This window comes from Desulfobacula sp. (assembly GCF_030145145.1).
GTDB lineage: Bacteria > Desulfobacterota > Desulfobacteria > Desulfobacterales > Desulfobacteraceae > Desulfobacula.
This window is the reverse complement of record NZ_JAQYWD010000014.1, coordinates 101,342-125,265: the sequence shown is the minus strand read 5'-3', so window position 1 is coordinate 125,265 and position 23,924 is coordinate 101,342. Positions and strand designations below refer to the sequence as shown.

Sequence of the window (23,924 nt, the reverse complement as noted above, 5' to 3'; positions counted from 1 at the left end):
CGCCAGCGTTCATTCTGAGCCAGGATCAAACTCTCCAGTTATAATCCTTTTTCTCTAAACTCTTTAAAGTCTTGTTTTAGACCCGCTCTAAAATTTCTCACTGACCAATTTTCAAAGATCAAACCGTTTTACGCTTCAGCCACTGTTTATGTGACCGACAAAACCAGGACAATATACATGCGGCCCGGCCTTTTGTCAATTAATTTTTTTGATTAATCTAAAATAATTTTATGATACTTTTTCTTACCGGCGCGCAACAGGATTTCATCGGCTTTGGCATCCGATTCCAGGACCATTTGATCAACGCCAGCCACCCGGTTATCATTCACATATGCCCCACCCTGCTGAACGAGTCTTCTGGCATCAGATTTGGATTTGCACAGGTTTGTTTCCATGAACAGATCAATGATCAAGCGCTTCCCTACAATATCATTCTTATTGTAAGATGTTGACGGAACGGACTCCTCGCCAGCCGCACTATGGGTTCCCCTTGGAATGCTACTGCCGGGCAATAGCGTTGCTGCAATCTCAATCCCCCCAAACATGGACACAGATGCCTGCAATGCCTTTAAAGCCTCATCTTCCCCATGACAAATCTTCGTGGCTTCATAGGCAAGGACTGCCTTGGCTTTATTCAAGTCCGCACCTTCAAGATGACTTACCTGATGGATTTCTTCCATGGGCAGAAAGGTAAACAATGCAAGAAACCTTTCAACATCTGCATCATCCGCATTCACCCAGAACTGGTAATACTCGTAGGGAGAAAATCTTTGGGCATCCAGCCAAACGGCACCTTTATGCGTCTTTCCCATTTTTATGCCGCTTGCAGTGGTGATTAAGGGGAAGGTAATGCCATAGGCCTGTTTTCCCAATGTTCTTCGGACCAAATCAATGCCAGCGACGATATTGCCCCACTGATCAGACCCTCCCATTTGCAGAAAACAATCATATGAACTCCCCAACTGCATGAAATCATAGGCCTGAAGCAGCATATAATTAAATTCAATAAACGTCAGCCCGTCTTCGGAATCCATCCTGGCTTTATAACTTTCAGCCTTTATCATCCGATTAACGGAAAAATGCCGGCCTATATCTCTTAAAAATGGGATATATTCAAGTTTTGTAAGCCATTGTGCATTATCCAGAAGAAGAGCCTTATCATCAGAAAAATCAAGAAACCGGGACAATTGATTTCGAATCCCTTTTTTATTCTCATCAATCTGTTCCAGGGTAATAACTTTACGCAGTTCGGTCTTCCCGGATGGATCTCCAATCAAACCGGTTCCCCCCCCCACCAGTGCGATGGGTCTGTGCCCATGTCGCTGCATGTGCGCCAACGCCATAATGCAGACCAGACTGCCGACATGAAGGCTAGATGCCGTCGGATCAAATCCGATATAGCAGGTCGCCCGGTTATGGGTTAAATAGTCTTCCAATGCTTCTGTATGGGTGAGATCTTCAATAAATCCCCGTTCTTTTAATACCGAAAGGACACTCATGCGGTTTCAAACCTTTATTTTTTAGTATATTCCACTGCTCTTGTTTCTCTGATCACAACAACCTTCACCTGACCCGGGAACGTTAAATTTTCTTCAATTTGCCGGGCAATATCCCTGGAAAGCAGCACAGCACTTTCATCGGTTATTTTTTCACTCTCCGCTATGACGCGTATTTCACGACCTGCCTGAATCGCATAGGTGTTGACAACCCCATCAAACGAATTGGCAATATTTTCTAAATCTTCCAGCCGTTTGATATAATTCTCCAAACTCTCTTTCCTGGCCCCGGGTCTGGCACCAGACAATGCGTCCGCTGCCTGAACAATGAAATCATACACCGATTCCGGCATCTCATCTTCATGATGGGCTGCAATGGCATGGACCACACTTTCGATCTCCCCATACTTCTTGGCAAGTCTTGCACCAATAATGGCATGGGCACCATCCACCTCATGATCGACGGCTTTTCCGATGTCATGCAGCAGTCCCATGCGTTTGGCCAGTTTGATATCCAGATTCAGTTCCGAAGCAATTGTACCAGCCAGAAATGCCACCTCAATAGAATGCTGCAATACATTCTGGGCATAACTGGTTCTAAATTTAAGTTTACCCAGCACCTTTATCAATTCAGGATCAATTCCATGGGCACCCAGATCAAAGGCAGCCTGTTCCCCAGCCTCTTTAATGGCGTTATCCACTTCTTCGGTTGCCCGGGCGACGACATCTTCAATCCGTGCGGGATGAATTCTTCCATCAGAAATTAATTTTTCCAGCGCCAGCCTGGCCACTTCTCGTCTAACCGGATTAAACCCGGATAAGATAACTGCTTCCGGTGTATCATCTATAATCAGATCTATCCCGGTGGCAGCTTCAAGTGCCCGGATATTTCTTCCCTCTCGTCCAATAATTCTTCCTTTCATTTCATCCCCTGGAAGATGAACAACGGAAACGGTTCGTTCGGCAACATAATCACCGGCATACCGCTGTATGGAAGTGGAAATTATCTTTTTGGCTTCTTTATCTGCATTCTCTCTTGCCTCGCTGGTAATCTTTTTAATCAGCTTGGCCCCTTCGTGTCTGGCCTCATCTTCCATTGCCTTCAACAAAAGATCTTTTGCTTCATCCAATGTAAGCCCGGACACTTTTTCAAGTTCTTTTTTCGTTTCTTCTAATAATTCATTATAATGGGCCTCATTCTTAGTTGCAGAATCAAATTTTTTCTGGATTTCAATTTCTTTCCTTTGAACCGACTGTTCCCTTTTGGACAATAGATCTTCCTGATGATCCAGTTTTTCACTTTTCCTAGACACCCGTCGTTCTTCTTTTTTCAATTCAGAACGGGTTTCCTCGGTTTCTGAATCAAAATCACTCTTCATTTCCAAAAGTCTGGATTTTGCTTCCAGTTGGGCTTCCTTCAACAATGTTGCTGCTTTGGCCTTGGTTTCTTCAATGATGCGAGTCTGCTCTTCTTCAATATTTAAATTCTGCTGAATCACCTTTTTCTTAAGAAAGAAAAAGGCAATGACTCCCAATCCCAACAAAACAACAATCATTGATGAGAGTACAACCGTAATATCCATTAAAAAGTTCTCCTAAATTATAGTATAATCAACACATCATGTTGTAACTGTTTAATTTTATAACCTAATTTTTTTAATTGGGTGACTTTATAAAATTATGAAATGAGGCAATGCATTTAGGGAGGACAGAATTAAATAAAACCGCATTATAACAGTTACCCCCACAAACGCCGTGTTGCTTGTTAAGACTTTGAACCAATGGTTCAAAAAGCGGGCGTCCAATAATACCTTTAGGCTTTTCCTTACCAGGAGGAACTTAGCACACCAGTAACAGTGTGGAATCCCTTTTTACTAAGCGTTAGGACAAAGACTGTCATACAATCACGCACACTGCAGGGGTAACGGGTTATCATAAAAAATACGTCTTACGCTATTCAATTCCTTTATCAATTTTTTCTATTAACAATGAAACCTTATTCTCTATCTCTTTTTCAAGTTCTAAGTGTTGCACTTTAAGTTCATGAAAATCCTTTGACAAATTCATGGCAGCCAACAACAATATCGCAATTTTATTTTTTCCTGATGGTTTGTTTTGAAACAAACTTTCAGCTTCTTTTATGTATTTTTTTAAGTGTTGTGCAACTTGTTCCGGATGTTTAACCTTATTATCAGGTTTAAACCGAAACTCCTCTCCAAAAAGATCGATTACAACAATTTCATCCAAAGAAATCCCTTTTCCGAAAAAATTTCGGTCATCGGTTTGATGAATACTCGTCTGAAGTACCGGAAAAACTGTTCAGCTTTGTCAGCAGCCCATCAATTTTAGATTGAATCAACGCTTCTTGTTCTGAAAATTTTTCTTCAGTCTGATTTTTTTCGGCAATTTCGTCTTCAAGACCCTTTATTTTTATGATTAACTCTTTGTTTTTCAAATGAAGCGTGTTACAGAGCTCTATCAAAAAATCGATTTTTCCATCAATATCATCAAACTTGTTTTTTATTTCATCATTACCCAATTTCATAGTCTCACAAAGATTATTGATGTTCAGTATAATTCAAAATATTTCATAAAGTCAAGGCAATTCATTTTCCAAGCTGTTGAATAAAAGACTCGGCTTTGACAAGGCCTTCAAGCGTGTTTACACCGACGACTTCTCTTGGATCATCCATGGTTAAAACCAGGATGGACTCCCCCTTTTTTTGTGCAATTTCAACACCATCTGTTAAATAGTATTCTGCCTGCCGGTTATCCGGTTTGATGTCATCAATAATGGACATGAGAAGCGCTTTATCAAAACAATAAATTCCGGTATTCACCCGGTTGATTTTCTTTTCAGCCGCACTGGCATCTGCTTCTTCTTTAATACACAGCAGATGATTGTTTTTACCAAGAACAATCCGTCCATAACCACTGGGATCTTCAACATCCGTGGCCAGAACGGTGAGCTTGGCTTGACTTTTTTTATGCCCATCTATCAGTTTCCGCAATGTCTTCTCTTGAATCAATGGTACATCTCCACATAATACCAGAACATCTTTAATGTGGGGCATCATTCCTGGAAGCGCTGATTTTACAGCATCACCTGTCCCCAAAAGCCTGGGTTGTAAAGCGAATTTCACCTTAAACCATCTATTGATTTCGTTTTTCACCTGTTCAGCCTGATACCCCACAACGACATGGATATTATCCCGGGCAATTTTTCTGGCACACTCAATCACATGAACAATCATGCTTTTTCCAGCAACTTTATGAAGCACCTTGGCCATATCAGACTTCATTCTGGTTCCCTTGCCCGCAGCAAGGATTACGATCCCAACATCCTTATAACCCATAAACCACCCGTCCTAACTTCTAATGTTTTTGACAAAATCGACCAACCAATTCAAAAAAAAAGGGTGCTCCAAAATTTTCGGAGCACCCTCATTTCTTATTCGTTCATCTGTTTTTCAAATCATGTTGCGATGCTTGAGTTCAACTCACCTTATTTTGCCTGTTTAACGTTCAGTCGGTGCAATGCCCGTCGTAAAGCCACTTCAGCCCGCAAGAGATCAGTATCAGCAGTCTTTGCTGCAAGTCGCCGCTCAGCCCGCTCTTTTGCTTTTGTTGCTCTTTCAACATCAATATCTTTTCTACGCTCAGCAGACTCCGCCAGAATGGTCACCTTGTCCGGCAAAACTTCAGCAAACCCGCCATTAATGAAAAGATATCTTTCCTTCCCATTGACGTCTTTATATCGAAGTGTTCCAATCTTCAAAGAAGTAAGGAATGTGGTGTGCCCTTTGAGGGCGCCAAATTCACCTTCGGAACCCGGAGCAACTACAATTTCAGCTTCTTCACTGACAATTGCTTTCTGCGGCGTAACGACTTCAAGAAATAATTTCTCAGTCATGATATCCCCTCCGGAGGCTTAAACAGCTTTTGACTTTTCAATGGCTTCTTCAATAGAACCGACCATGTAAAAAGCATTTTCTGACAGATCATCATGCTTGCCTTCAATAATTTCTTTAAATGATCTGACAGTATCTTCAACCTTGACAAACTTACCCGGCATTCCGGTAAAAGTTTCTGCAACATGGAACGGTTGTGACAGGAATTTTTGCAGTTTTCTTGCCCGCTGCACGGTTACCTTATCTTCATCAGAAAGCTCGTCCATACCCAAGATAGCAATAATGTCCTGGAGCTCTTTGTATTTTTGCAGGGTCTGCTGAACCACCCGGGCTACGTTATAATGTTCTTCACCAATGTATGCGGCATCCAGAATCCTGGACGAAGAGTCAAGGGGATCCACAGCCGGATAAATACCCAGCTCTGCAATCTGGCGGGAAAGAACAACCGTACCATCCAGATGGGCAAACGTCGTCGCCGGTGCAGGGTCCGTCAAGTCATCCGCCGGTACGTAAACACATTGAACGGCTGTAATGGAGCCTTTATCCGTTGACGTGATTCGTTCCTGGAGCTCACCCATATCAACCGCAAGTGTTGGCTGATAACCAACCGCAGATGGCATACGACCCAGGGTGGCTGAAACCTCAGCACCTGCCTGGGTGAAACGGAAAATATTGTCAATAAAAAGAAGCACGTCCTGTCCTTCTTCATCCCGGAAATACTCTGCACAGGTCAAAGCAGAAAGTGCAACCCTCATTCTTGCTCCGGGAGGTTCTGTCATCTGCCCATACACCAGGGCACATTTTGGAAGAACGCCGGAATCTTTCATTTCATGATACAGATCATTTCCTTCACGGGTTCTTTCTCCAACGCCACCAAACACGGAAATACCACCATGCTGCATGGCAATGTTGTTAACCATTTCCATCATGATAACGGTTTTACCCACACCGGCACCACCGAACATCCCCATTTTACCACCCCGGGGGAACGGTACGAGAAGATCAATCACCTTAACACCGGTTTCCAGAACCCTTACAGTGGTATCCTGTTCGGTAAAAGCGGGGGCATGTCTATGAATGGGCAGCATTTTTTCCTGGGAGATGGGACCCAGACCATCAACCGGTCGTCCCACAACATTCAAAACCCTGCCAAGAGAGGCTTCGCCCACCGGCATCATGATGGGAGAACCGGTATCTTTTACAACCATTCCTCTCTGGAGACCGTCGGTGACGTCCATACCGATACACCTGACCACATTGTCGCCCAAGTGCTGTGCCACTTCGATAACAAGATTGTCTTCCATGTCACCAATAGCCGGATTTGTTACTGTCAAAGCCGTTAAAACCGGAGGAAGTTTTCCAGGTTCAAATTCAACGTCAATAACAGCGCCGAGCACCTGTGCTATTTTTCCTATATTTTCAGCCATTTTTTTCTCCTATAAAGCTGTTTTAATATTAAGTATATCTTAAATTTATCCCTTAAGGGCTTCTGCACCACCGACAATATCCATTAAGTCTGCCGTAATACCAGCCTGTCTTGTTTTGTTGAATATGGTTTGAAGTTCTCCAACCATATCATCACATGCCTTGGTCGCATTTTCCATGGAACTCATTCGCGCGGCATGCTCACTGGTTGACGTCTGGAGCAGTGCATCAAATATTTGAATAAAAATATTCTTTGGCAACATCTCGCCAAGCAAGGCATCAGAAGAAGGTTCGCAGATATGTTCCGGTAAAAACTCTGCATCTTTTTCCGCTTCTTTTTCTTGTGCCACTTCTTCCAGGGAAGGAATAGGAAGAATCTGTTTTATTGTTGGCGTATGTCTTGCCATGTTAATGAACTCAGAATAAACCAGGTATACTTCATCAACAGCTCCGGAAAGGAAACTGTCTATCAATTTCTGTCCTGAAGAGGATGCCACAGAGAATTCAACATTCCCCCCCACAACACCGATGAATTCATCTTCAATGGATTGGGGCTGCTTCCTGGCCCAATCTCGTCCTCTTTTACCAAAACAGATTAGGGAAACATCTTTGCCATCAAGCTCTGATTGAATAAACTTGTCAGCTTTTGTAATTAAATTTGTATTAAAACCACCACAAAGTCCTCTGTCAGATGTACAGAGGATGAGGGCCACTTTTTTTACTTCATCACGGGGAACAAGCAAAGGACTTGCATCCTCACCGGATTTACCAGCGATACTTCCCAAAACTTCGGCAAATTTGCCGGCATAGGGTTTAAATGCCTCCATGTTGTTTTGAGCACCGCGTAATCTTGAAGTGGCAACCATTTTCATGGCAGAGGTAATCTGTCTAGTCTTTTTTACGCCGACTATCTTTGATTGTACTTCTTTTAAAGTTGCCATATGATTTACCTTTCAAGCCTATTGTTAGTGAATAATGTCACAATAAATTCCACCGTTATTATACAGCATCCTTGAATTCGTCATCATAGGCTTCCAGGCATTGTTTCAGTTTGCCTTCGATCTCTGCAGTAATCTCTTGTTTTTCTTTTAAACCAGAGAAAATTTCAGGAAACCGATTTTCAACAAACGGATAAAGGCCTTCTTCATATTTTGCAACAGATTCGCGTGGATATTTATCAATATAGCCTTTGGTTCCGGCATATAGTGCGGTGACCATTTTTTCCATGGGCAGCGGCTTAAACTGGGGTTGTTTCAATAGTTCCACCAGACGTTCACCCCGGGTCAGCTGTTTTCGAGTGGCAGCATCCAGATCTGAACCAAATGCGGCAAATGCTTCCAACTCGCGGAACTGGGCAAGATCCAGACGAAGGGTACCGGCCACCTGTTTCATGGCCTTTACCTGGGCAGCACCCCCAACCCGGGACACGGATAATCCAACGTCAATGGCAGGACGGATACCGGCAAAGAAAAGGTCTTTATCCAAAAAGATCTGACCGTCCGTAATGGAGATAACATTGGTCGGAATAAATGCTGACACATCCCCTTCCTGGGTTTCAATAATCGGAAGTGCTGTCAGAGACCCTGCACCTTCTGCAATGCTTAATTTTGCAGATCGTTCAAGCAGACGGGAATGGTTATAAAAAATATCACCAGGGAAAGCCTCGCGTCCCGGCGGACGTCTGAGCAGCAAAGATACCTGACGATAAGCCGCTGCCTGTTTTGAAAGGTCATCATAAATGATCAGGGCATGCTCGCCTTTATCCCTGAAATATTCGCCCATGGCACATCCGGCATAGGGTGCCAGATACTGCATGGCTGCGGATTCAGAAGCAGATGCAATTACAACCGTTGTGTATTCCATGGCCCCATGCTCTTCAAGGGCTGCAACAACCTGGGCAACGGTGGATTTTTTCTGACCACAGGCCACATAGATACATTTCATGTCAGTTTCTTTTTGAGCAAGAATAGCATCAACCGCAACAGCTGTTTTACCAATCTGGCGATCACCAATGATGAGCTCACGCTGACCACGTCCAACAGGTGTCATGCCGTCAACTGCTTTTGCACCGGTGTAGCAGGGCTCGTGAACAGACATTCTGGCGATAACACCCGGAGCAACCAGTTCCATATTCATATAGATATCAGAGTTGATCGGGCCTTTACCGTCAACCGGTTCTCCGGTTGTGGTCACAACACGTCCCAGGAGTGCTTCACCCACAGGAACGGAAGCAATACGGTCTGTCCGTTTAACCGTATCCCCTTCCTTGATTTTTTTGTCGTCGCCCAGGATGGCAACACCAACGTTATCAGATTCAAGGTTCAATGCAAGACCCAGGATTCCGCCAGGGAACTCAACCAATTCCATGGCTTTTACTTTTTCCAGGCCATATACGCGGGCGATTCCATCACCCGCCGAAAGAACGACGCCTGTTTCACTCAGATCGACCTCTGCATCAAATCCTTTGATCTGGTCTTTTATTATTTGGCTTATTTCTTCTGCTTTAATTTCCATTAGACACTCTCACCTTTTTTTAATGTTTCTCTCATATTGATCAGCTGAGTTTTTACGCTGCCATCCAGAACAAGATCACCGATTTTTGTAACCACGCCACCAATGAGACTTGGATCCTGCTCAACATTCAGAACAATTATCTTTCCGGTCTTTTTTGACAAGGCTTCTTTAATCTTGCCAACTGCGTCTGATGACAACTCAGTTGCTGAAACGATGCTGGCTTTGACAACACCGTTAAGCTCATCTGCCAGATCTTTATAGTAGGAAGCAATTTCTCTTAAAAAACCGATTCTCTTTTTATCAAACAAAAGAACCAGAAAAGATTTCATAATGGCTGACAGGTCAGTTGCAGCCAAGACTGTCTCCAGAACCTTTTTTCTGTCGTTTTTGTTGTACAAAGGATTTGTCAATGCTGTCTCAAAGCCTTCCTGTTCATCAAAAAGCCCGACAACAGAGTCAAGTTCTGCATTGTAGTGTTCTGCCAGGCCGTCTTCCTGGCCGATCAGAATCAATGCTTTGGCATAACGCCTAGAAACTGCTAAATTTTTCATTATGCCACCACCTTTTTCAAATATTCATCAACAAGTTTATCCTGATCATCGGGTGAAATAGAGGCTTTAATGACTTCTTCAGCTTTTTCCATAGCTTTTGCAACAATTTCCTGCTGGAGTTTGGCTTTTGCAGACTTGAATTCCTGTTCGATATTGCGTTTTGCATTATCCTCAAGTTTTTCTGCCTGGGCTTCAGCTTCAGCCAGGATTCTTGTTTTAGCCGCTTCACCCTGTTTAATGTAATCTTCAACAATCTGTTTAGATTCCTGATCAAGGTTTTTAAACTTGGCTTGATATTCGGCAAGTTTCTTTTCAGCATCGGCTCGTTTTAGTTCAAGCGTTTTAATCTCATCTTCAATGCTTTTTGACCGGGATGCGAAAAATTCAGAAACCGGTTTTTTTGCCAGGAAAAACCCAACAACAGCAAGAATACCGAAATTCAATACTTTCCATGTATCGATGGCAAGCCACGAATTGTGTACTGCGCCATGTCCCCCATCGGATGAGGCCCAGGCAAATCCGCATACGGCACATACGAGCGTCCCAACAACAAGCGAAACTTTCAGCAGTCGTTTGTTTCGTCTAATTTCTTTCATCAGCACGCCCTCCCTAAAATCTTTTCGCCGATGGCTTTGGCATATGCCTCAACTTCGCCTTCAAGCACTTTGCGGGCCTGCTTAGTCTCATTTGCCACCTGTTTTTTAATTTCAGCAAGGTTGGCTTGAGCTTTCTTGTTAATCTTGTCGATTATTTCCTTTTCTTCTTGAGATGCCGCTTCCATAAAGGTTTCTTTCTTTTTCAAACCTTCAGATCTGGCTTGTTTCAATCCATCTTTGTAAGCATCTTCTCCAGCAACCAGGTCGCCTGCGGCTTTTTCAGCCCCACTTTGCATCCCTTCAATTTTTGCCTTTCTTTCGAGAAGAACATTACGGATTGGTTTGTACAAAACCAAATTGAGCACAAAAAGCAGAACCAGGAAATTGATCATCTGATATACCAGGGATATATCAGGAATCACAGTTATCATAAAATTTCCTCCGCCAGTTAATAATTATAAAAAAATCAACTACTTATATCCCATTGACTGTTTTCAAACAAAACAGGTCAAATTCGAATCAAATCGAGACTTGAGTACCATCCAGACAACCATTTGTCAACATTGAATGAGAAAATATTTCAGGTCGATACAAGTAATTTTTTGTCTGCCATTCTTCCGTGCAATGGGCACAAAAAGTTGACCTTTTTTCAAAATTTTCAATTTTTATTATTACAACTTAAACTTTCGGAGTTGACCATTTTTACATGGGGTCAGGCTTTCTTTATGGCACTTTTTACCCGTCTGGTTATGAAATAGTGATAAAAAAGCATGGCCCCGTCAATTAAAGCTAACGTCTGAACGTTGCGTTACAAAAAGACAGGGCTGGAAAAAAGACTTGAACCGGCTTTAACGTTTAATTGGGTGAAAATTTACGCATACTGATGTTCAAAAGAATGCCAAAGCCCACCATATTTGTGATCACCGAGGAACCGCCATAGGATACAAGGGGCAAAGGGACCCCCACAACGGGCATAAGCCCCATGACCATGCCGATATTGATAAAAATCTGCCAGAAAATCATGGTGGTGATACCAAACGCCAGAATAGAACCAAACATATTCCGGCAGTTATAGGCTATGTTCACCCCCCATAACAATAAAAGGAAATATAATATCAATAAACCGGTGCATCCCACAAGACCCCATTCTTCGGCAAGAACAGATACGATAAAATCCGTATGCTGTTCCGGTAAAAAAGAAAGGGCATTCTGGGTTCCTTTTAAAAACCCCTTACCGGTCAACATTCCTGATCCAATGGCTATTTTGGATTGAATAATATGGTATCCAGATCCCAGAGGATCCCGGTCCGGGTTTAAAAACGTCAATATCCTGAATTTTTGATAGTCTTTCAAACTGAACCAAACCAGGGGTGCCACAGCAAGCCCCATGCCGGATATGGTAAAGAATACCTTGCGCTCCACTTTGACAAACAGGGTAATTGACCCTGCAATTAACAATAACAGCAATCCTGTCCCCAGATCCGGCTGGTTCACGATTAAAACAAAGGGTATCATGCATAAAACAGCCGGTTTAATCAATCTCGTAAAATTGAGGCCGGTCTGGGATACCGATGTTGAATAGACTGACGACAGGCTTATGACCAAGGCAATTTTCATCAATTCAGACGGCTGAATCCTTACAAATCCAATCACCAGCCACCGTCTGGAGCCACCGCCAAGCTGACCGAAAACAATTACGCTGATCAACAGCCCAACGCACAGGGTATAAATAAATAAGTTCAATTTATCCAGCTCTTTAAAATCAATCATCACCGTGATCGCAATGATCAGGAACCCGGCCCCCATCCATATGACTTGTTTTTTGAACAGAATGTGAACCGTGCCGGCATCTTGTCCCGCGGTCAGGGCACTGTATAAAATCACAAGCCCCACAGAACAGATCAAAAAGATCAATATTGCAAATCCCCAATCAAAATTTTTTATCAATCTCCGGTCAAACATGCCCTACTCCCATCGTGTTTCTTCTGAAGACATCTTTCGAATATATTGATCAATTAAAGCCCCGGCAATGGGTGCGGCAGCACTGGATCCATGTTCACCATGCTCGATGATCACCGATACGGCGATCACTGGATTTTCTGCAGGGGCATAGCAGATAAACCATGCATGGTCCCTTAAACCATAGCGCAGTTTTTCCGTTTTTATTTTTTCCCCTTTTGCCATACTGAAAACCTGGGCCGTACCCGTTTTGCCGACGATATCGACCTGTTTCAGTCGAATGCTCCTGGCGGTTCCCCGGTCCCCCTGGACAACTTTTAATAACCCGCTTCTGATAATATCCAATGTATCTTTGCTGGCCGGCAGACCACCGGTGATTTCAGGATCAATTTTCTGAATAACCTGTCCATGGTTATCTTCGATGGTTTTAACGATTCTAGGTCTGTACAGGGTCCCCCCGTTTCCCACGGCAGCCATAAAAACAGCCATTTGCAGGGGTGTGACCAGGTTGTAACTCTGACCGATGGCGATGGAAAGCGTTTCACCGCCTTGCCAGACCTCATTGTATCGTTTCTTTTTCCAAATCGAGGTTGGAATGAGTCCTTTTCGTTCATTTTCAAGCACAATTCCTGTCCTTTTCCCCAACCCGCAACCCAGTGCATACTGTGCCAGCGTATCCACACCGACCTTTTCTCCGGCCTGATAAAAAAACACATCACAGGACTGGGCAAGACCGTTTATGACATTCATCTCGCCGTGACCATGTTTTTTCCAGCACCGGTAGACCCTGTTCCCATATTTATAAAACCCCGGACAGTATGCTGTGGAATAGCGATCGATATGGTTTTCTTCAAGCGCTGCAAGTGAGGTAATTATTTTATACGTGGATGCTGGAGGATATTCTGCCTGGATCGCCTTATTGTTCATTGGCTTACCCGGATCCGACATTAATGCTTTCCATTTTTTACTGCTGATACCCCCAATAAAATCATTTTGATCAAAACTTGGATTGCTTGCCATTACAAGGACATCGCCATTGTTCGGATCAATGGCGACAACAGCACCATCCCTATTTCCAAACAATTTCTCTGCCGTCTGCTGCAGTTCAAGATCTAATGTCAAATTCACATCAAACCCTGGGACAGGTTCAACTGTTTTCAAAATTTTAATCGTCCGGCCATTGGCATCTACTTCTATCTGCCTGCCGCCCCTTTTGCCCTGAAGATAGATTTCAAAGCTTTTTTCAATCCCATATCTGCCAATGGCGTCTCCTGTCCGGACATGGGGATATTTGCCCGTTTTCAGTTCCTGGCTGTTGACCTGTCCAAGATACCCTAAAAGATGAGCCGCTGTTTTTTTATAAATATAATATCGTGTTGGCTCAATATCGATAAGGATTCCCGGAAGATCAAATTTATGCGATTCAACCAGGGCAAGCTGCTCCCTTGAAATATCCGTTTGCAGTGTGACCGGTTTATAGAAAGCACCTTTTCCCGCCCGGGCAATCATCTGCATAAGTTCCGGAAAGGGCAGTTGAATCAATTCAGCCAGTTTTTGAACCGTCTCTTTTACGTCACCCGCATCTTCAAGCACTATTTTTAAATTAAATGAGGGTCTGTTGTCCACCAGCAGTGTTTTGTTTCTGTCAAATATCAGACCCCGGGAAGATTTAACACTTTTAAGGCGGACCGCATTTTTTTCAGACAAAAGCCGGTATTCTTCACCTTTTATTATTTGGAGATATACCAACCGAAGAAATAAAAGGACAAAGACCAGCAACACACACACACTGGCAACGATAAGTCTTTGCTTTATCCATTCTTTATCCGGATTTTTGCTGAATTCGCTCACGGTTACCCTCTGTACTTTTGAGCCATTTGTTTTCCCATTGCTTTGGTGATTAAAACCCACTTCTGCCGGAAGATGTTTACCAGCCAGATACCCAGGGGAACAAACACAATCCCCCAAAAAATCTGTCGTATCAAAAGGCCTAAATCAATGAATTGGGTCGCGCGGCTGCCATGATTGATAAAAATCGAAAACACGAACAATCCCTGCTGGATGACGATGGATACAATACTGATAATCAGTATAAAAATGATGCTTTGTTTGAAAAGAAATTGTTTGACCAGGTATACGATGATGTAGATCCATAAATAGGAAAATATATGAAGGCAGAAAGGCACACCTGAGACGCTGTCCATGATGCATCCGATCAGTATGATGGCAAAAGCCATGGCATAGTGGGAAGAAATGAAACTTAAAAAAAGCACATTGATGATCATCAGGTCAAAACACTGGGGAAACCAATCAAACGTAGGCAGAATGATCGTTTGCAAAATCATAAAAAACACGGTGAGAAGAATGAAAAACACGGCATTCATGATTGAATACTCTCAATAGCAGTCATCTGCTGGTTTTCAATACAAGGACTTCTTCGATTTTATCAAAATCAACACTGGTCTCTAACGTGATGTCCTGGAAAAGTTGAGAATGGACCTTTGTTACTTTTGTCACCCTGCCTATTTTAAGCCCCTTGGGAAACACTTGATCCAATCCGGATGAAACAATCAATTCACCCTGTTTCACCTCATCCTTTCTCAATGCATAGACAAAAGAACACTGATTCTCATTGTTCCCCTTAACCATCCCACGAACCCGGGAATTCTGAACCAGCGCATCCACAGCAGAGTTTCTGTCTGTGATCAAAAGAACTCTGGAATAATGGGTTGAGATCTTGATTATCTGTCCGACAATGCCTTCGGAAACCAGTACCGGACTTCCCTTGATAAGGCCGTCTGCTGCACCTTTATCGATCATAATGGTTTTAAACCAGGGTGAGGGCTCCCGGGCAATGACTTGAGCGGCCACGTAAGTGTCTGGAACCCGGCCTTTAAACTCGACAAATTTCTTCAGCCGGCTATTTTCACGTTCCAGCTCTTCATAGCGATTTTTAATTTCCAGTGCTCTACCCAGCTGCTTTTTAAGTGCAATATTCTCTTGAACGGCAAGGACACTCATAAAATAAGTTTCCCAGACGTTCCGGGTCTTCTGTAAAATTTTGGTAACTGCCTGTTGAACAGGCGCTGTAATAGAAATGAACAATCGCTCAATACCGTTGACCGGTAAAGTGTCTCTGGTGCTAAGGGTTATGACGGTAAAATTAATGGCAACAAATAATGCAACGCCAACAAAAATGAGTATGTTCCGTGAAAACATGGAATCAATTAATGACGACTTCTCTCAAAATATCAATATTGTCGAGGACTTTCCCGCACCCCAGCGCAACGGTAGACAAGGGATCTTCCGCCACAACAATGGGTAACCCGCTTTTTTCCTGGAGAAGTTTATCTAAGTTTTTCAGCAAACCGCCGCCACCGGTTAAAACGATTCCGGAATCAACAATATCTGCAGCAAGTTCCGGCGGGGTCTGCTCAAGGGCAATGCGAACCGTTTCAACAATCGCATCGATCTGTTCAGAAATGGCCACCCGGACTTCTTCGGAATCAATGGTAAGAATTTTAGGGATACCCGTCACAAGATCCCTGCCTTTTACCTCTATGGTTTCAATATTTTCAGGATCAGGATAGGCATTTCCAATGGTTGTTTTGATGATTTCTGCCGTTCTCTCCCCAATCAAAAGGTTGTATTTGCGTTTGATATGCTGACTGATGGAAGCGTCCATCTTGTCTCCGGCCACCCTTAAAGATCTTGTATAAACAATCCCGGCAAGAGAAATAACCGCCACTTCCGTTGTCCCCCCCCCTATGTCAACCACCATATTGCAGGTGGGTTCGGTAATGGGAAGGCCGGCACCAATGGCAGCCGCCATGGGTTCTTCAATCAGAAAAACTTCCCTGGCACCGGCAGATTCTGCCGATTCCCGGACGGCCCGCTTTTCAACCTGGGTAATGCCGGATGGCACAGCGATGACAATCCTGGGACGGACAAAGGTTCGCCTGTTATTATGAACTTTTCGGATAAAATGCTTTAACATGGCCTCGGTGACTTCAAAGTCAGCAATCACCCCATCCCGCATGGGCCTTATGGCGACAATATTCCCAGGTGTACGCCCCAGCATTCTTTTTGCTTCGGTCCCCACGGCAAGCACTCTGCTTTTTGCCCTTCTGTCCGTTCGAACAGCAACAACAGAGGGCTCACTCAATACAATGCCTTTTCCCTTAACATATACAAGTGTGTTTGCCGTTCCAAGGTCAATGGCCAGATCATTGGAAAATGCGCCGAGCAAAGCGTCTGTTAAAAAGTTCATTTTACCTCTTTCACGAAGAATATTTATAAATTGTATTTAAAAACCAAACAATCTTATTAAGCACTATCTGCTAACAAACTTAACAGGTTTTTACAAGTCCAAAAACGCTTATTCCTCAATATTTTACATTAATTCAGAATAGATCAAATCGTGGAGTTGAGGACGGAAAATGTTAATTCCCTCATTGGATCTCAAGGGGTGTCCCCTATTGGTTAAAAGGACAATTATCACGGATGTTTCAGGATCAATCCAGAAAGAGGTCCCCGTAAACCCAAGATGCCCCAGGGATAGGGTTGAAAAATATCGTCCGGAAGCAGAATTTTCCTTTGAAGGCGTATCAAAGCCGGCAACCATATCACCGTGATTTTTCCTTACCACAAACCTTTTTATAATATCAGGCGCCAAAACTGTTGTGGGGGTGTTCTGCACGGCATTCAATATTTCACAGCAAAGTGTATATATGCCGCCGGCACCCCCGAAAAGACCGGCATGTCCTTGTATTCCTCCGACAGCCCAGGCATTCTCATCATCCACTTCCCCCACAAGAAGACGTCTTCTCCAGGGACATTGCTGGGTGGCAACCATTTTTTGTGCATACGGGTGAAACCTATCCTTCTTTTGATTCAGGTCGATAAAAAACAAATCTTCAATTTCAAGGGGGGTGTATACCTGGTCTGATACAAACCGATCCAGCCGTTGACCGGTTATCGTTTCAATGATCCACGACAGGACCATAAATCCCAGATCGCTGTATACCTGACAGGTATCTATTTTATTTTCCAGGACCTCGTGGACAAGCAGGTGTCTTAAATATTGGTTTGGGTTTTTATTTGCCGGTATGATTTTTTTAAAATATTCCTTATGTGCGGGAAACCCTGACGTGTGTCTAAGCAGCATATCAATCGTAATATTTGTTTTTTCCGTTGATTTAAATTCTGTCAGAATTGACCCCAATGTCTGGTCCAGAGACACCTGGTGCCATTCAATGAGTTTGGATATGGCCAGGGCGGTTGCCAGGGGTTTTGTCAATGAGGCAAGATCAAAAATATGATCTTTTCTCATCTTTTCTTGTTTAAAAACATTTGCCATCCCATAAGATTCATGCAGGACAATTTTTTGATTTACCGCACACAACAAAACAGCCCCGGGGAAAACACCCTTTGAAATGGCCTGTTTTATTGTTCTGTCGATCCTGTCTTTGTCCATGGGCATCACATCCAGAGAATCCGTGAAGCAGCGGTATCCATTTCAACCTCAACGCCCATGCATAAAGACAAATTGGCGTGTCCATGGCCGGCATCCAACCCAAAAAGCACAGGGAAATGGTAGGGCTCAAATATTTCCCACAGGATCTCCTGGATGACCGCATCTGTGTCACATTTTTCAAATGACCCGGTAATGACACCCCGAATGCCATCAAACAAACCCGCCATTTTCATCTGTGTTAACATGCGATCAATTTTATAGGCGGATTCTCCAATGTCTTCGATAAACAGGACAGCATCCGTAAAGTCAGGTTGAAACCGTGTGCCCAAAAGATGGGATATGGTTGCCAGATTTCCCCCCTTTAATACCCCCATACCCTTACCCGGTCTCATGACCTGCGGGGATTTGATAACGATTTCACCCCCCCCTGTCACCAGGGTGGTGTAAAATGAATCAAGGGTCTCTTTTGATGCACTGTCAAAGGAAACAACATGTGGGCCATGAATCACCGGGTTTCCGGTTTTTCCAATAATGGACAATAAAATTGCCGTATTGTCCGAAAATCCAATAAAGGGTTTATGATGGTGCTGGATCACATGCCAATCCAGGTAATCCAGGATTCGCATGGCGCCAAAACCACCCCGGGCACAGATAATACCATCAATATCCGGGTCTGAAAAAAGACGGTTTACCCCATTGGCCCGGGATAGGTCGTCCCCGGCCAGATATCGTTTGGTTTTAAAGATATCTGCCGGGACAGCCACCTCAAATCCCAGGTGCCTCAATACATCAATTCCCCTGTTGAAGGCCTGAGCGTCAAAGCGTGCGGATGGTGCACAGACGCCTAATGTGTCCCCTGGTTTTAAATAACGAATTTTTTCATCCCCTTGCAGCCTTTTTCGATCTGTTTTTTTTCAAGGCGCTGTTTTTTTTTATTTGGGCAGATAATCTTCCCTTAAAGGAGCGAACACTTCAATGGCCACAGAATCTTCTATGATTTCAGCCCAGTGTTCTATCCCCCCTTTTATGGACCAGGTGTCTCCGGGTTCTGCAAGGAATGTGTCTGTCCCAATGAACAACTTGATCTTCCCCGAAACCAGAAACCCTGTCTGTTCCTGGGGGTGGCTGTGTTTTGGCAACACAGATGCTTTCTTTAGATGGAATCGCGTTAACAAACTGTTTTCACCATATACAAAGGTTTTCATTTGTATGCCGGGGAGGGGTGTCGAGAATCCTTCAGGACTGTACTTTGCAAACATATAAGGTTTCCTTTATCGTTGTTTGAACCCGAATTATAATTTTCATTATTTTGACAAAATTCACCAAAATTGCAATACTGTTTTTTTATTAATTTAACTTGGATAAAATGACAAATGAACATCACCACTCCCAAAATCCTTGCACCGGCAGGGGATAAAAATTCATTTTTAGCCGCCATTGCAGCGGGTGCCGACGCTATCTACTGTGGCCTGAAAATATTTTCCGCCCGCATGGAAGCTGGGAATTTCAGTATCGAAGAACTGGCAACGCTTACACGGCTTGCGAAAGCCAAACAGGTGTTGGTCTATATTGCATTTAATTCGATTATCAAGGAATCCGAACAGGAAAAAGCCTTCAGGCTCCTTAACAAACTCTGTTGCTTTGTGGATTTTGATGCCCTGATCATTCAGGATCTTGCCATGATACCCCTGGCCCGGAAAGCTGGATTTAAAAGAGAAATTCATCTGTCTACGCTGGCCAATTGCACCTTCCCGTCCGGATTGGAAACCTCCGCTCATTTGGGATTTAAAAAAGTTGTTCTTCCCAGGGAATTTACCATTGACGAGATCAAAACAATGGTTGAGCATGTCCCTGACAATATGGAGCTTGAAGTATTTATCCATGGGGCGTTGTGCTATTCCATTTCCGGACGATGTTATTGGAGTTCATGGTTTGGCGGAAAAAGTGCGCTCCGGGGCAGATGTGTGCAACCCTGCCGGCGGATGTATGAACAAAAAGGGAACAAAAAAAGACATTTTTCCTGTATGGATTTTTCTGCTGATGTGCTGGTAAAAGTTTTAAAACAAATCCCTCAAATCACCACCTGGAAAATTGAAGGCCGGAAAAAAAGCCCCCATTATGTGTATTATACGGTTAAAGCCTATAAGCTTTTAAGGGATGATCCAAAAGAAAAAAAACAGGCCCTTTCCTTTCTTGAATATGCCATGGGAAGAGAGTTCACCCATTATAACCTGTTATCCCAGCGAATCATGAATCCTCTGGATCACCAGTCCGAGACAGGTTCAGGGCTGTTTGCAGGACGAATACAAGACCCTGCATCTCCCTATTTTAACACCAGAGAAGCGCTTTTCCCATCCGATCTTTTGAGAATCGGGTTTGAAGATGATCCATTCCATGACATTCAAAAAGTCACCCGGGCCGTACCCAAAAAGGGAAACTTTTATCTGAGCAAAAAAAGTAAACATAAAATCAAAAAAGGCACCCCGGTTTATATCATAGACCGGAGAGGGGCAGAGCTGACAACATTGCTGAAAGATCTTGATGCAGAACTTCAAGGGTTGGAGAAAACATCCATTCGGCCTGTTGACAATACATTCAAGTTTCCATCGCCCCGGAAACCTGCAAAATCAACGATCAGAATCAAGGACATCACCCTTTCCCGGGGCGGGGGACAACCCCCATCCACCAGGGGAGAAACCGGCGTATGGATTTCAAGCCGGGGATATTCCATCCCCCCCAACAGCAAAAATTGGTTATGGCTGGATCCCCTGTTGTTTCCGGATGAAGAAAAAAAATGTTCTGAATATATTGCCCGGGCCATAAAAAAAGGGGCAAAAAATTTTGTTGTGAATGCCGTATGGCAACTCTCTCTTTTTAAATCGCCAAAGCAGTTAAATATTTGGGCGGGGCCTTTTTGCAATATCACCAACAGCATGACGGTGAATCTGTTAAAACCCTATGGGGTATCCGGTGCCATTGTCAGCCCGGAACTTGATCAAGAGACCTTTTGTTCCATGCCCAGGGCCTGTGACCTGCCCCTGGGGGTTGTGATTTACGGCAACTGGCCCTTGGGTATCTCAAGAATCATTTCCAATGATCTTAAACCGAACCAGGCGTTCACAAGCCCGAAAGGTGAAACTGCATGGATATCAAAACACAATAATAATTATTTTGTTTTCCCCAACTGGTATCTGGATTTAACGTCCAAGCGAGAGATATTAAAAAAGGCCGGGTTTTCAGTTTTTATCACCCTTCATGAAAATATCCCCCGGGGTGTTAACATAAAAAATCGGCCGGGCCTTTGGAACTGGGATCTCAAGCTTTTGTAGCAAAAAACGAAACGGCCACCCTTACAAAAGCGATCCTGGTCTTAAAATCAGAACACCCGACTATTGCAATGACATTGAACAATGGGGTCCTGTAATTAAAAGATTGTTCATCACTGTTGACTGGATTTGCTCCATTTTGCTGCCCAGCAGGAGATCCTTAATAATCCCGTGACCATAGGCGCCCAGAACGATGAGAGAATTATGGGGCACGTCATACAACATGGTATCAAAATGGGCTTTTTCATAAAAAAACCATTGGCGAGATAATTGGGTGACCGGTTCGTCTAGCCCCTCTTTTTCGATCAACTCCCGATAATAGGCTTCATCCTGTTTTTCCAACAGGGTGTAGATATCCAGAGGAAGCCCTGATGCCAAGGCAATTTTCAGTCCCAATGTCAATGCGGTCAAGGCATTCTTAGAACCGCCGAAAAAAACAGAAATACTTTTCCAGGGTTTAAATACCGGACTTGTGATTAATACCGGAAATGTCGCATGCTTGATTATTCGCCTGACCCTTGGCCCGATGTGGCCCAGCCCTATTTTTGAAGACATGTCGCTGACAGACCGCGGGCAGCACAAATAATCAAAATTGGTTGAAATATCAGGCAAAGAAGAGGCCGTAAAATTTTTAGGTTCATAGAACATGGGTTTGGTTCCCATTTCCTCGAACAACTTCTCAGCATTGCTTTTGGCTGTATCCGGTGACGTCAGATAAGAATGATCCAGGTCAACCTGTACGGCATCATTGGAAAAATACAATAAAAATTTATCACTCCTGGGAATATAGGCCAAAGGAAACGCATTTATTGTTTTACAAAAATATAATGATTGAAGAAATGTTTCCCTGCCAAAAGGGGTATTCCTGAAAATATGTAGCAATTTGTAATTCATCCTCTTCTCCTTGATCTCTGTATAAAATAGCTAATGCGCACTGGTCTGTACAATCAATTCCCGGCGATACAAATCCAGTATTCTTGTTTTTGAAATCATACCGACAAACCGGTCATGTTCAACAACCGGTATGGTTTCCATACCGTTGATATCCATAATTTCCAGCACTTCCTGCAAATCATTTTCCAATGATACGGTCATCACTTCGGTATCCATAATCTGACTTAGAAAAATCATGTCATACATTCCCGGATCCAGGACATATTTTCGAATCGCACTGATTTTAACCATCCCCTTATATTCATTGGTCCGGTCATCAATGACAGGAAAAAAATTCTGGCGGGAGGTTTTTATGATCTCAATAAATTCTCTGAACACCATATTTCCCGAAACCTTGGTGTACCGGGTCTCAATGAGCTCACTGATATTCAAGTCGGACAGGATTCTTGCATCCGTACCCGGTCTTAAGAATTGTCCCCGTTCTATCAAGTCTTTAAAGTAAAAAGATGCCGGTTCAATATAGTGACTCATGGTGGAGGAGATGGACGACACAACAATTAAGGGGAGTGTCATCTCATACCCCCCCGTGATCTCAACGATCAAAAAAATACCGGTTAAGGGCGCCTGCATCACCCCGCTGATAATCCCTGTCATCCCGAGCAGGGCATATGCACCTTCTCTTGCACACCCAACAGAGGGAAGCAGGATAAGCAGGAATTTATGAAAAACAATGCCGGTGAGACTACCGATAACCAGGCAGGGGGCAAATATTCCCCCTGATCCCCCCCAGCCAAGTGTCATGGCTGTGGCAAAAATTTTTGCAAACACCGCTACAAATGTAATAAAAACACCCAGGGAAAAGGTTCCGGAAATCATTTCCTGGATGAAATGGTATCCTTCCCCCAGTACAACCGGCATAAAGATCCCGATGGTCCCGACAATACAGCCGCCAAAAACCGCACGAACCCATAAGGGGAAAGAAGAGGTCCGGGCAATTTTTCCGCTCTGCTGTAAGGTTTTTGTAAATACAACGGAAACCAGCGCCGTAACCAGTGCAAGACAAAGACTTGGCAGAATATCCAATAATCCGACCTGAAACGTCTGGTGGTTAAAAATAACCTGTTCCGGAATAATGGCCTGGCTGACTTCCGCCCCTGCCACTGCAGCAATGGCAATGGGAATAATATTGACAAATTTCCATTCTCCCAGGATAACCTCAATGGCAAAGACAAGACCGGCAATCGGGGCATTAAAAATAGAGGCAATGGCACCGGCGGTACCACATCCCACCAGCGTAATTCGCTGGCGCTCGTTCAAAGAAAGAAATTTGGCAATGTTGGAACCAATGGCGGACCCGCTCATGACCACCGGGGCTTCCGGTCCGGCAGATCCCCCGCTGCCAATGGTTAAAAAACTGGAGATCAATCTTGAATAACTGGATCGAAATCGTAATAGCCCACCATATCTGGACACCGCATATATGACTTCCGGTACGCCATGTCCTGCCCCTTCCCGGGCAATTTTTTCAAGATAAAGGGATGACAGCAGGGCACCAACCGCCGGCAATACAAAGGCCCACCCATAATGACGGAACGGATGGAGCCATTCAAGGACTGTCTGAAGGGATAACCGCAGTGCCACTGCAGCCAGGCCGCTGCAGATTCCCGCAACAGAGCCTGCAATGATCAACAGCAATCGGTCATCCCGATGAAACAGCCATTGGTATAGAATGCTATACCCTTTTTTTAGTGTGGACATTTAACTTGAATGCTCCAT

Annotated in this window: 23 protein-coding genes and 1 other RNA gene; 1 reads left to right on the top strand and 23 read right to left on the bottom strand. The window is 43.8% G+C overall.

The features are described from left to right. Positions 1 to 212: 212 nt before the first annotated feature. The 21 genes from tyrS to Q1Q15_RS09870 all read right to left on the bottom strand — a co-directional run bounded on the left by tyrS (position 213) and on the right by Q1Q15_RS09870 (position 19,187). Positions 213 to 1,499 (bottom strand): tyrosine--tRNA ligase, encoded by a 1,287-nt coding sequence (gene tyrS / locus Q1Q15_RS09970; RefSeq protein ID WP_300459086.1) that lies wholly within the window; start codon positions 1,497 to 1,499, stop codon positions 213 to 215. Positions 1,500 to 1,513: 14 nt separating this feature from the next. Continuing rightward, the gene (rny, locus tag Q1Q15_RS09965; protein ID WP_300459084.1) at positions 1,514 to 3,079 is read right to left on the bottom strand and encodes a ribonuclease Y; all 1,566 of its coding nucleotides are present in this window, start codon (positions 3,077 to 3,079) and stop codon (positions 1,514 to 1,516) included. A gap of 154 nt (positions 3,080 to 3,233) precedes the next feature. Next, a non-coding RNA gene (gene ssrS, locus Q1Q15_RS09960) (6S RNA) lies at positions 3,234 to 3,421 on the bottom strand. Between the two features lie 28 nt (positions 3,422 to 3,449). Continuing rightward, positions 3,450 to 3,743 (bottom strand): cell division protein ZapA, encoded by a 294-nt coding sequence (locus Q1Q15_RS09955; protein ID WP_300459082.1) that lies wholly within the window; start codon positions 3,741 to 3,743, stop codon positions 3,450 to 3,452. Between the two features lie 28 nt (positions 3,744 to 3,771). Then, positions 3,772 to 4,041, bottom strand: a complete 270-nt coding sequence (gene zapB / locus Q1Q15_RS09950) for a cell division protein ZapB (RefSeq protein WP_300459079.1) — start codon at positions 4,039 to 4,041, stop codon at positions 3,772 to 3,774. 61 nt (positions 4,042 to 4,102) lie between these two features. Continuing rightward, positions 4,103 to 4,852, bottom strand: coding sequence for a sugar phosphate nucleotidyltransferase (locus tag Q1Q15_RS09945; protein ID WP_300459076.1), 750 nt, complete (start codon positions 4,850 to 4,852; stop codon positions 4,103 to 4,105). A gap of 149 nt (positions 4,853 to 5,001) precedes the next feature. Continuing rightward, positions 5,002 to 5,409, bottom strand: coding sequence for a F0F1 ATP synthase subunit epsilon (locus tag Q1Q15_RS09940; RefSeq protein WP_300459074.1), 408 nt, complete (start codon positions 5,407 to 5,409; stop codon positions 5,002 to 5,004). Between the two features lie 18 nt (positions 5,410 to 5,427). Continuing rightward, positions 5,428 to 6,834 (bottom strand): F0F1 ATP synthase subunit beta, encoded by a 1,407-nt coding sequence (gene atpD, locus Q1Q15_RS09935; RefSeq protein WP_300459072.1) that lies wholly within the window; start codon positions 6,832 to 6,834, stop codon positions 5,428 to 5,430. Positions 6,835 to 6,879: 45 nt separating this feature from the next. Further along, the gene (gene atpG / locus Q1Q15_RS09930) at positions 6,880 to 7,773 is read right to left on the bottom strand and encodes an ATP synthase F1 subunit gamma (RefSeq protein WP_300459069.1); all 894 of its coding nucleotides are present in this window, start codon (positions 7,771 to 7,773) and stop codon (positions 6,880 to 6,882) included. A 58-nt stretch (positions 7,774 to 7,831) separates the two neighbouring features. After that, a complete protein-coding gene (gene atpA, locus Q1Q15_RS09925) occupies positions 7,832 to 9,346 on the bottom strand; it encodes a F0F1 ATP synthase subunit alpha (protein ID WP_300459067.1) in 1,515 nt (504 codons plus the stop codon). Further along, positions 9,346 to 9,897 (bottom strand): ATP synthase F1 subunit delta, encoded by a 552-nt coding sequence (gene atpH, locus Q1Q15_RS09920; protein ID WP_300459064.1) that lies wholly within the window; start codon positions 9,895 to 9,897, stop codon positions 9,346 to 9,348. Before atpH ends, atpA begins: the two co-directional genes overlap by 1 nt. Then, positions 9,897 to 10,493: an ATP synthase F0 subunit B gene (locus Q1Q15_RS09915; RefSeq protein ID WP_300459061.1), complete on the bottom strand. Its 597-nt coding sequence runs from the start codon at positions 10,491 to 10,493 to the stop codon at positions 9,897 to 9,899. Before Q1Q15_RS09915 ends, atpH begins: the two co-directional genes overlap by 1 nt. Beyond that, positions 10,493 to 10,924 carry an ATPase gene (locus tag Q1Q15_RS09910; protein ID WP_300459058.1) on the bottom strand — a complete coding sequence of 144 codons (432 nt, stop codon included), beginning with the start codon at positions 10,922 to 10,924 and terminating at the stop codon, positions 10,493 to 10,495. Before Q1Q15_RS09910 ends, Q1Q15_RS09915 begins: the two co-directional genes overlap by 1 nt. Before the next feature lie 424 nt (positions 10,925 to 11,348). Then, a complete protein-coding gene (gene rodA, locus Q1Q15_RS09905) occupies positions 11,349 to 12,455 on the bottom strand; it encodes a rod shape-determining protein RodA (RefSeq protein WP_300459055.1) in 1,107 nt (368 codons plus the stop codon). A gap of 3 nt (positions 12,456 to 12,458) precedes the next feature. After that, positions 12,459 to 14,303, bottom strand: coding sequence for a penicillin-binding protein 2 (mrdA, locus tag Q1Q15_RS09900; protein WP_300459053.1), 1,845 nt, complete (start codon positions 14,301 to 14,303; stop codon positions 12,459 to 12,461). 2 nt (positions 14,304 to 14,305) lie between these two features. Beyond that, positions 14,306 to 14,836, bottom strand: a complete 531-nt coding sequence (locus Q1Q15_RS09895) for a hypothetical protein (protein WP_300459051.1) — start codon at positions 14,834 to 14,836, stop codon at positions 14,306 to 14,308. 22 nt (positions 14,837 to 14,858) lie between these two features. Next, a complete protein-coding gene (gene mreC / locus Q1Q15_RS09890; RefSeq protein WP_300459050.1) occupies positions 14,859 to 15,671 on the bottom strand; it encodes a rod shape-determining protein MreC in 813 nt (270 codons plus the stop codon). A 4-nt stretch (positions 15,672 to 15,675) separates the two neighbouring features. Further along, a complete protein-coding gene (locus tag Q1Q15_RS09885) occupies positions 15,676 to 16,722 on the bottom strand; it encodes a rod shape-determining protein (RefSeq protein WP_300459049.1) in 1,047 nt (348 codons plus the stop codon). Between the two features lie 123 nt (positions 16,723 to 16,845). Continuing rightward, positions 16,846 to 17,928 (bottom strand): serine hydrolase domain-containing protein, encoded by a 1,083-nt coding sequence (locus Q1Q15_RS09880; RefSeq protein ID WP_300459047.1) that lies wholly within the window; start codon positions 17,926 to 17,928, stop codon positions 16,846 to 16,848. Between the two features lie 5 nt (positions 17,929 to 17,933). Next, positions 17,934 to 18,803 carry an LD-carboxypeptidase gene (locus Q1Q15_RS09875; protein ID WP_300459090.1) on the bottom strand — a complete coding sequence of 290 codons (870 nt, stop codon included), beginning with the start codon at positions 18,801 to 18,803 and terminating at the stop codon, positions 17,934 to 17,936. A 57-nt stretch (positions 18,804 to 18,860) separates the two neighbouring features. Continuing rightward, positions 18,861 to 19,187, bottom strand: a complete 327-nt coding sequence (locus Q1Q15_RS09870; protein ID WP_300459045.1) for a cupin domain-containing protein — start codon at positions 19,185 to 19,187, stop codon at positions 18,861 to 18,863. Positions 19,188 to 19,301: 114 nt separating this feature from the next. Here Q1Q15_RS09870 and Q1Q15_RS09865 point away from each other — a divergent pair, with 114 nt between their 5' ends. Then, positions 19,302 to 21,257, top strand: coding sequence for a U32 family peptidase (locus Q1Q15_RS09865; RefSeq protein ID WP_300459043.1), 1,956 nt, complete (start codon positions 19,302 to 19,304; stop codon positions 21,255 to 21,257). A gap of 60 nt (positions 21,258 to 21,317) precedes the next feature. Here the strand turns inward: Q1Q15_RS09865 and Q1Q15_RS09860 are convergent, their stop codons facing one another. Further along, positions 21,318 to 22,148: a universal stress protein gene (locus Q1Q15_RS09860; RefSeq protein ID WP_300459041.1), complete on the bottom strand. Its 831-nt coding sequence runs from the start codon at positions 22,146 to 22,148 to the stop codon at positions 21,318 to 21,320. A 30-nt stretch (positions 22,149 to 22,178) separates the two neighbouring features. Continuing rightward, a complete protein-coding gene (locus Q1Q15_RS09855; protein WP_300459039.1) occupies positions 22,179 to 23,906 on the bottom strand; it encodes a chloride channel protein in 1,728 nt (575 codons plus the stop codon). Between the last annotated feature and the right edge of the window lie 18 nt (positions 23,907 to 23,924).

What these genes read in the sequence shown, in the direction of transcription:
- tyrS (WP_300459086.1), bottom strand. Translation starts at nt 1,499, where the DNA reads ATGAGTGTCCTTTCGGTATTAAAAGAACGGGGATTTATTGAAGATCTC.
- rny (WP_300459084.1), bottom strand. Translation starts at nt 3,079, where the DNA reads ATGGATATTACGGTTGTACTCTCATCAATGATTGTTGTTTTGTTGGGA.
- atpH (WP_300459064.1), bottom strand. Translation starts at nt 9,897, where the DNA reads ATGAAAAATTTAGCAGTTTCTAGGCGTTATGCCAAAGCATTGATTCTG.
- Q1Q15_RS09870 (WP_300459045.1), bottom strand. Translation starts at nt 19,187, where the DNA reads ATGTTTGCAAAGTACAGTCCTGAAGGATTCTCGACACCCCTCCCCGGC.
- rodA (WP_300459055.1), bottom strand. Translation starts at nt 12,455, where the DNA reads ATGTTTGACCGGAGATTGATAAAAAATTTTGATTGGGGATTTGCAATA.
- Q1Q15_RS09885 (WP_300459049.1), bottom strand. Translation starts at nt 16,722, where the DNA reads ATGAACTTTTTAACAGACGCTTTGCTCGGCGCATTTTCCAATGATCTG.
- atpA (WP_300459067.1), bottom strand. Translation starts at nt 9,346, where the DNA reads ATGGAAATTAAAGCAGAAGAAATAAGCCAAATAATAAAAGACCAGATC.
- zapB (WP_300459079.1), bottom strand. Translation starts at nt 4,041, where the DNA reads ATGAAATTGGGTAATGATGAAATAAAAAACAAGTTTGATGATATTGAT.
- Q1Q15_RS09860 (WP_300459041.1), bottom strand. Translation starts at nt 22,148, where the DNA reads ATGAATTACAAATTGCTACATATTTTCAGGAATACCCCTTTTGGCAGG.
- Q1Q15_RS09915 (WP_300459061.1), bottom strand. Translation starts at nt 10,493, where the DNA reads ATGAAAGAAATTAGACGAAACAAACGACTGCTGAAAGTTTCGCTTGTT.
- Q1Q15_RS09945 (WP_300459076.1), bottom strand. Translation starts at nt 4,852, where the DNA reads ATGGGTTATAAGGATGTTGGGATCGTAATCCTTGCTGCGGGCAAGGGA.
- Q1Q15_RS09940 (WP_300459074.1), bottom strand. Translation starts at nt 5,409, where the DNA reads ATGACTGAGAAATTATTTCTTGAAGTCGTTACGCCGCAGAAAGCAATT.
- Q1Q15_RS09880 (WP_300459047.1), bottom strand. Translation starts at nt 17,928, where the DNA reads ATGGACAAAGACAGGATCGACAGAACAATAAAACAGGCCATTTCAAAG.
- mreC (WP_300459050.1), bottom strand. Translation starts at nt 15,671, where the DNA reads ATGTTTTCACGGAACATACTCATTTTTGTTGGCGTTGCATTATTTGTT.
- atpG (WP_300459069.1), bottom strand. Translation starts at nt 7,773, where the DNA reads ATGGCAACTTTAAAAGAAGTACAATCAAAGATAGTCGGCGTAAAAAAG.
- Q1Q15_RS09895 (WP_300459051.1), bottom strand. Translation starts at nt 14,836, where the DNA reads ATGAATGCCGTGTTTTTCATTCTTCTCACCGTGTTTTTTATGATTTTG.
- atpD (WP_300459072.1), bottom strand. Translation starts at nt 6,834, where the DNA reads ATGGCTGAAAATATAGGAAAAATAGCACAGGTGCTCGGCGCTGTTATT.
- Q1Q15_RS09910 (WP_300459058.1), bottom strand. Translation starts at nt 10,924, where the DNA reads ATGATAACTGTGATTCCTGATATATCCCTGGTATATCAGATGATCAAT.
- Q1Q15_RS09865 (WP_300459043.1), top strand. Translation starts at nt 19,302, where the DNA reads ATGAACATCACCACTCCCAAAATCCTTGCACCGGCAGGGGATAAAAAT.
- Q1Q15_RS09855 (WP_300459039.1), bottom strand. Translation starts at nt 23,906, where the DNA reads ATGTCCACACTAAAAAAAGGGTATAGCATTCTATACCAATGGCTGTTT.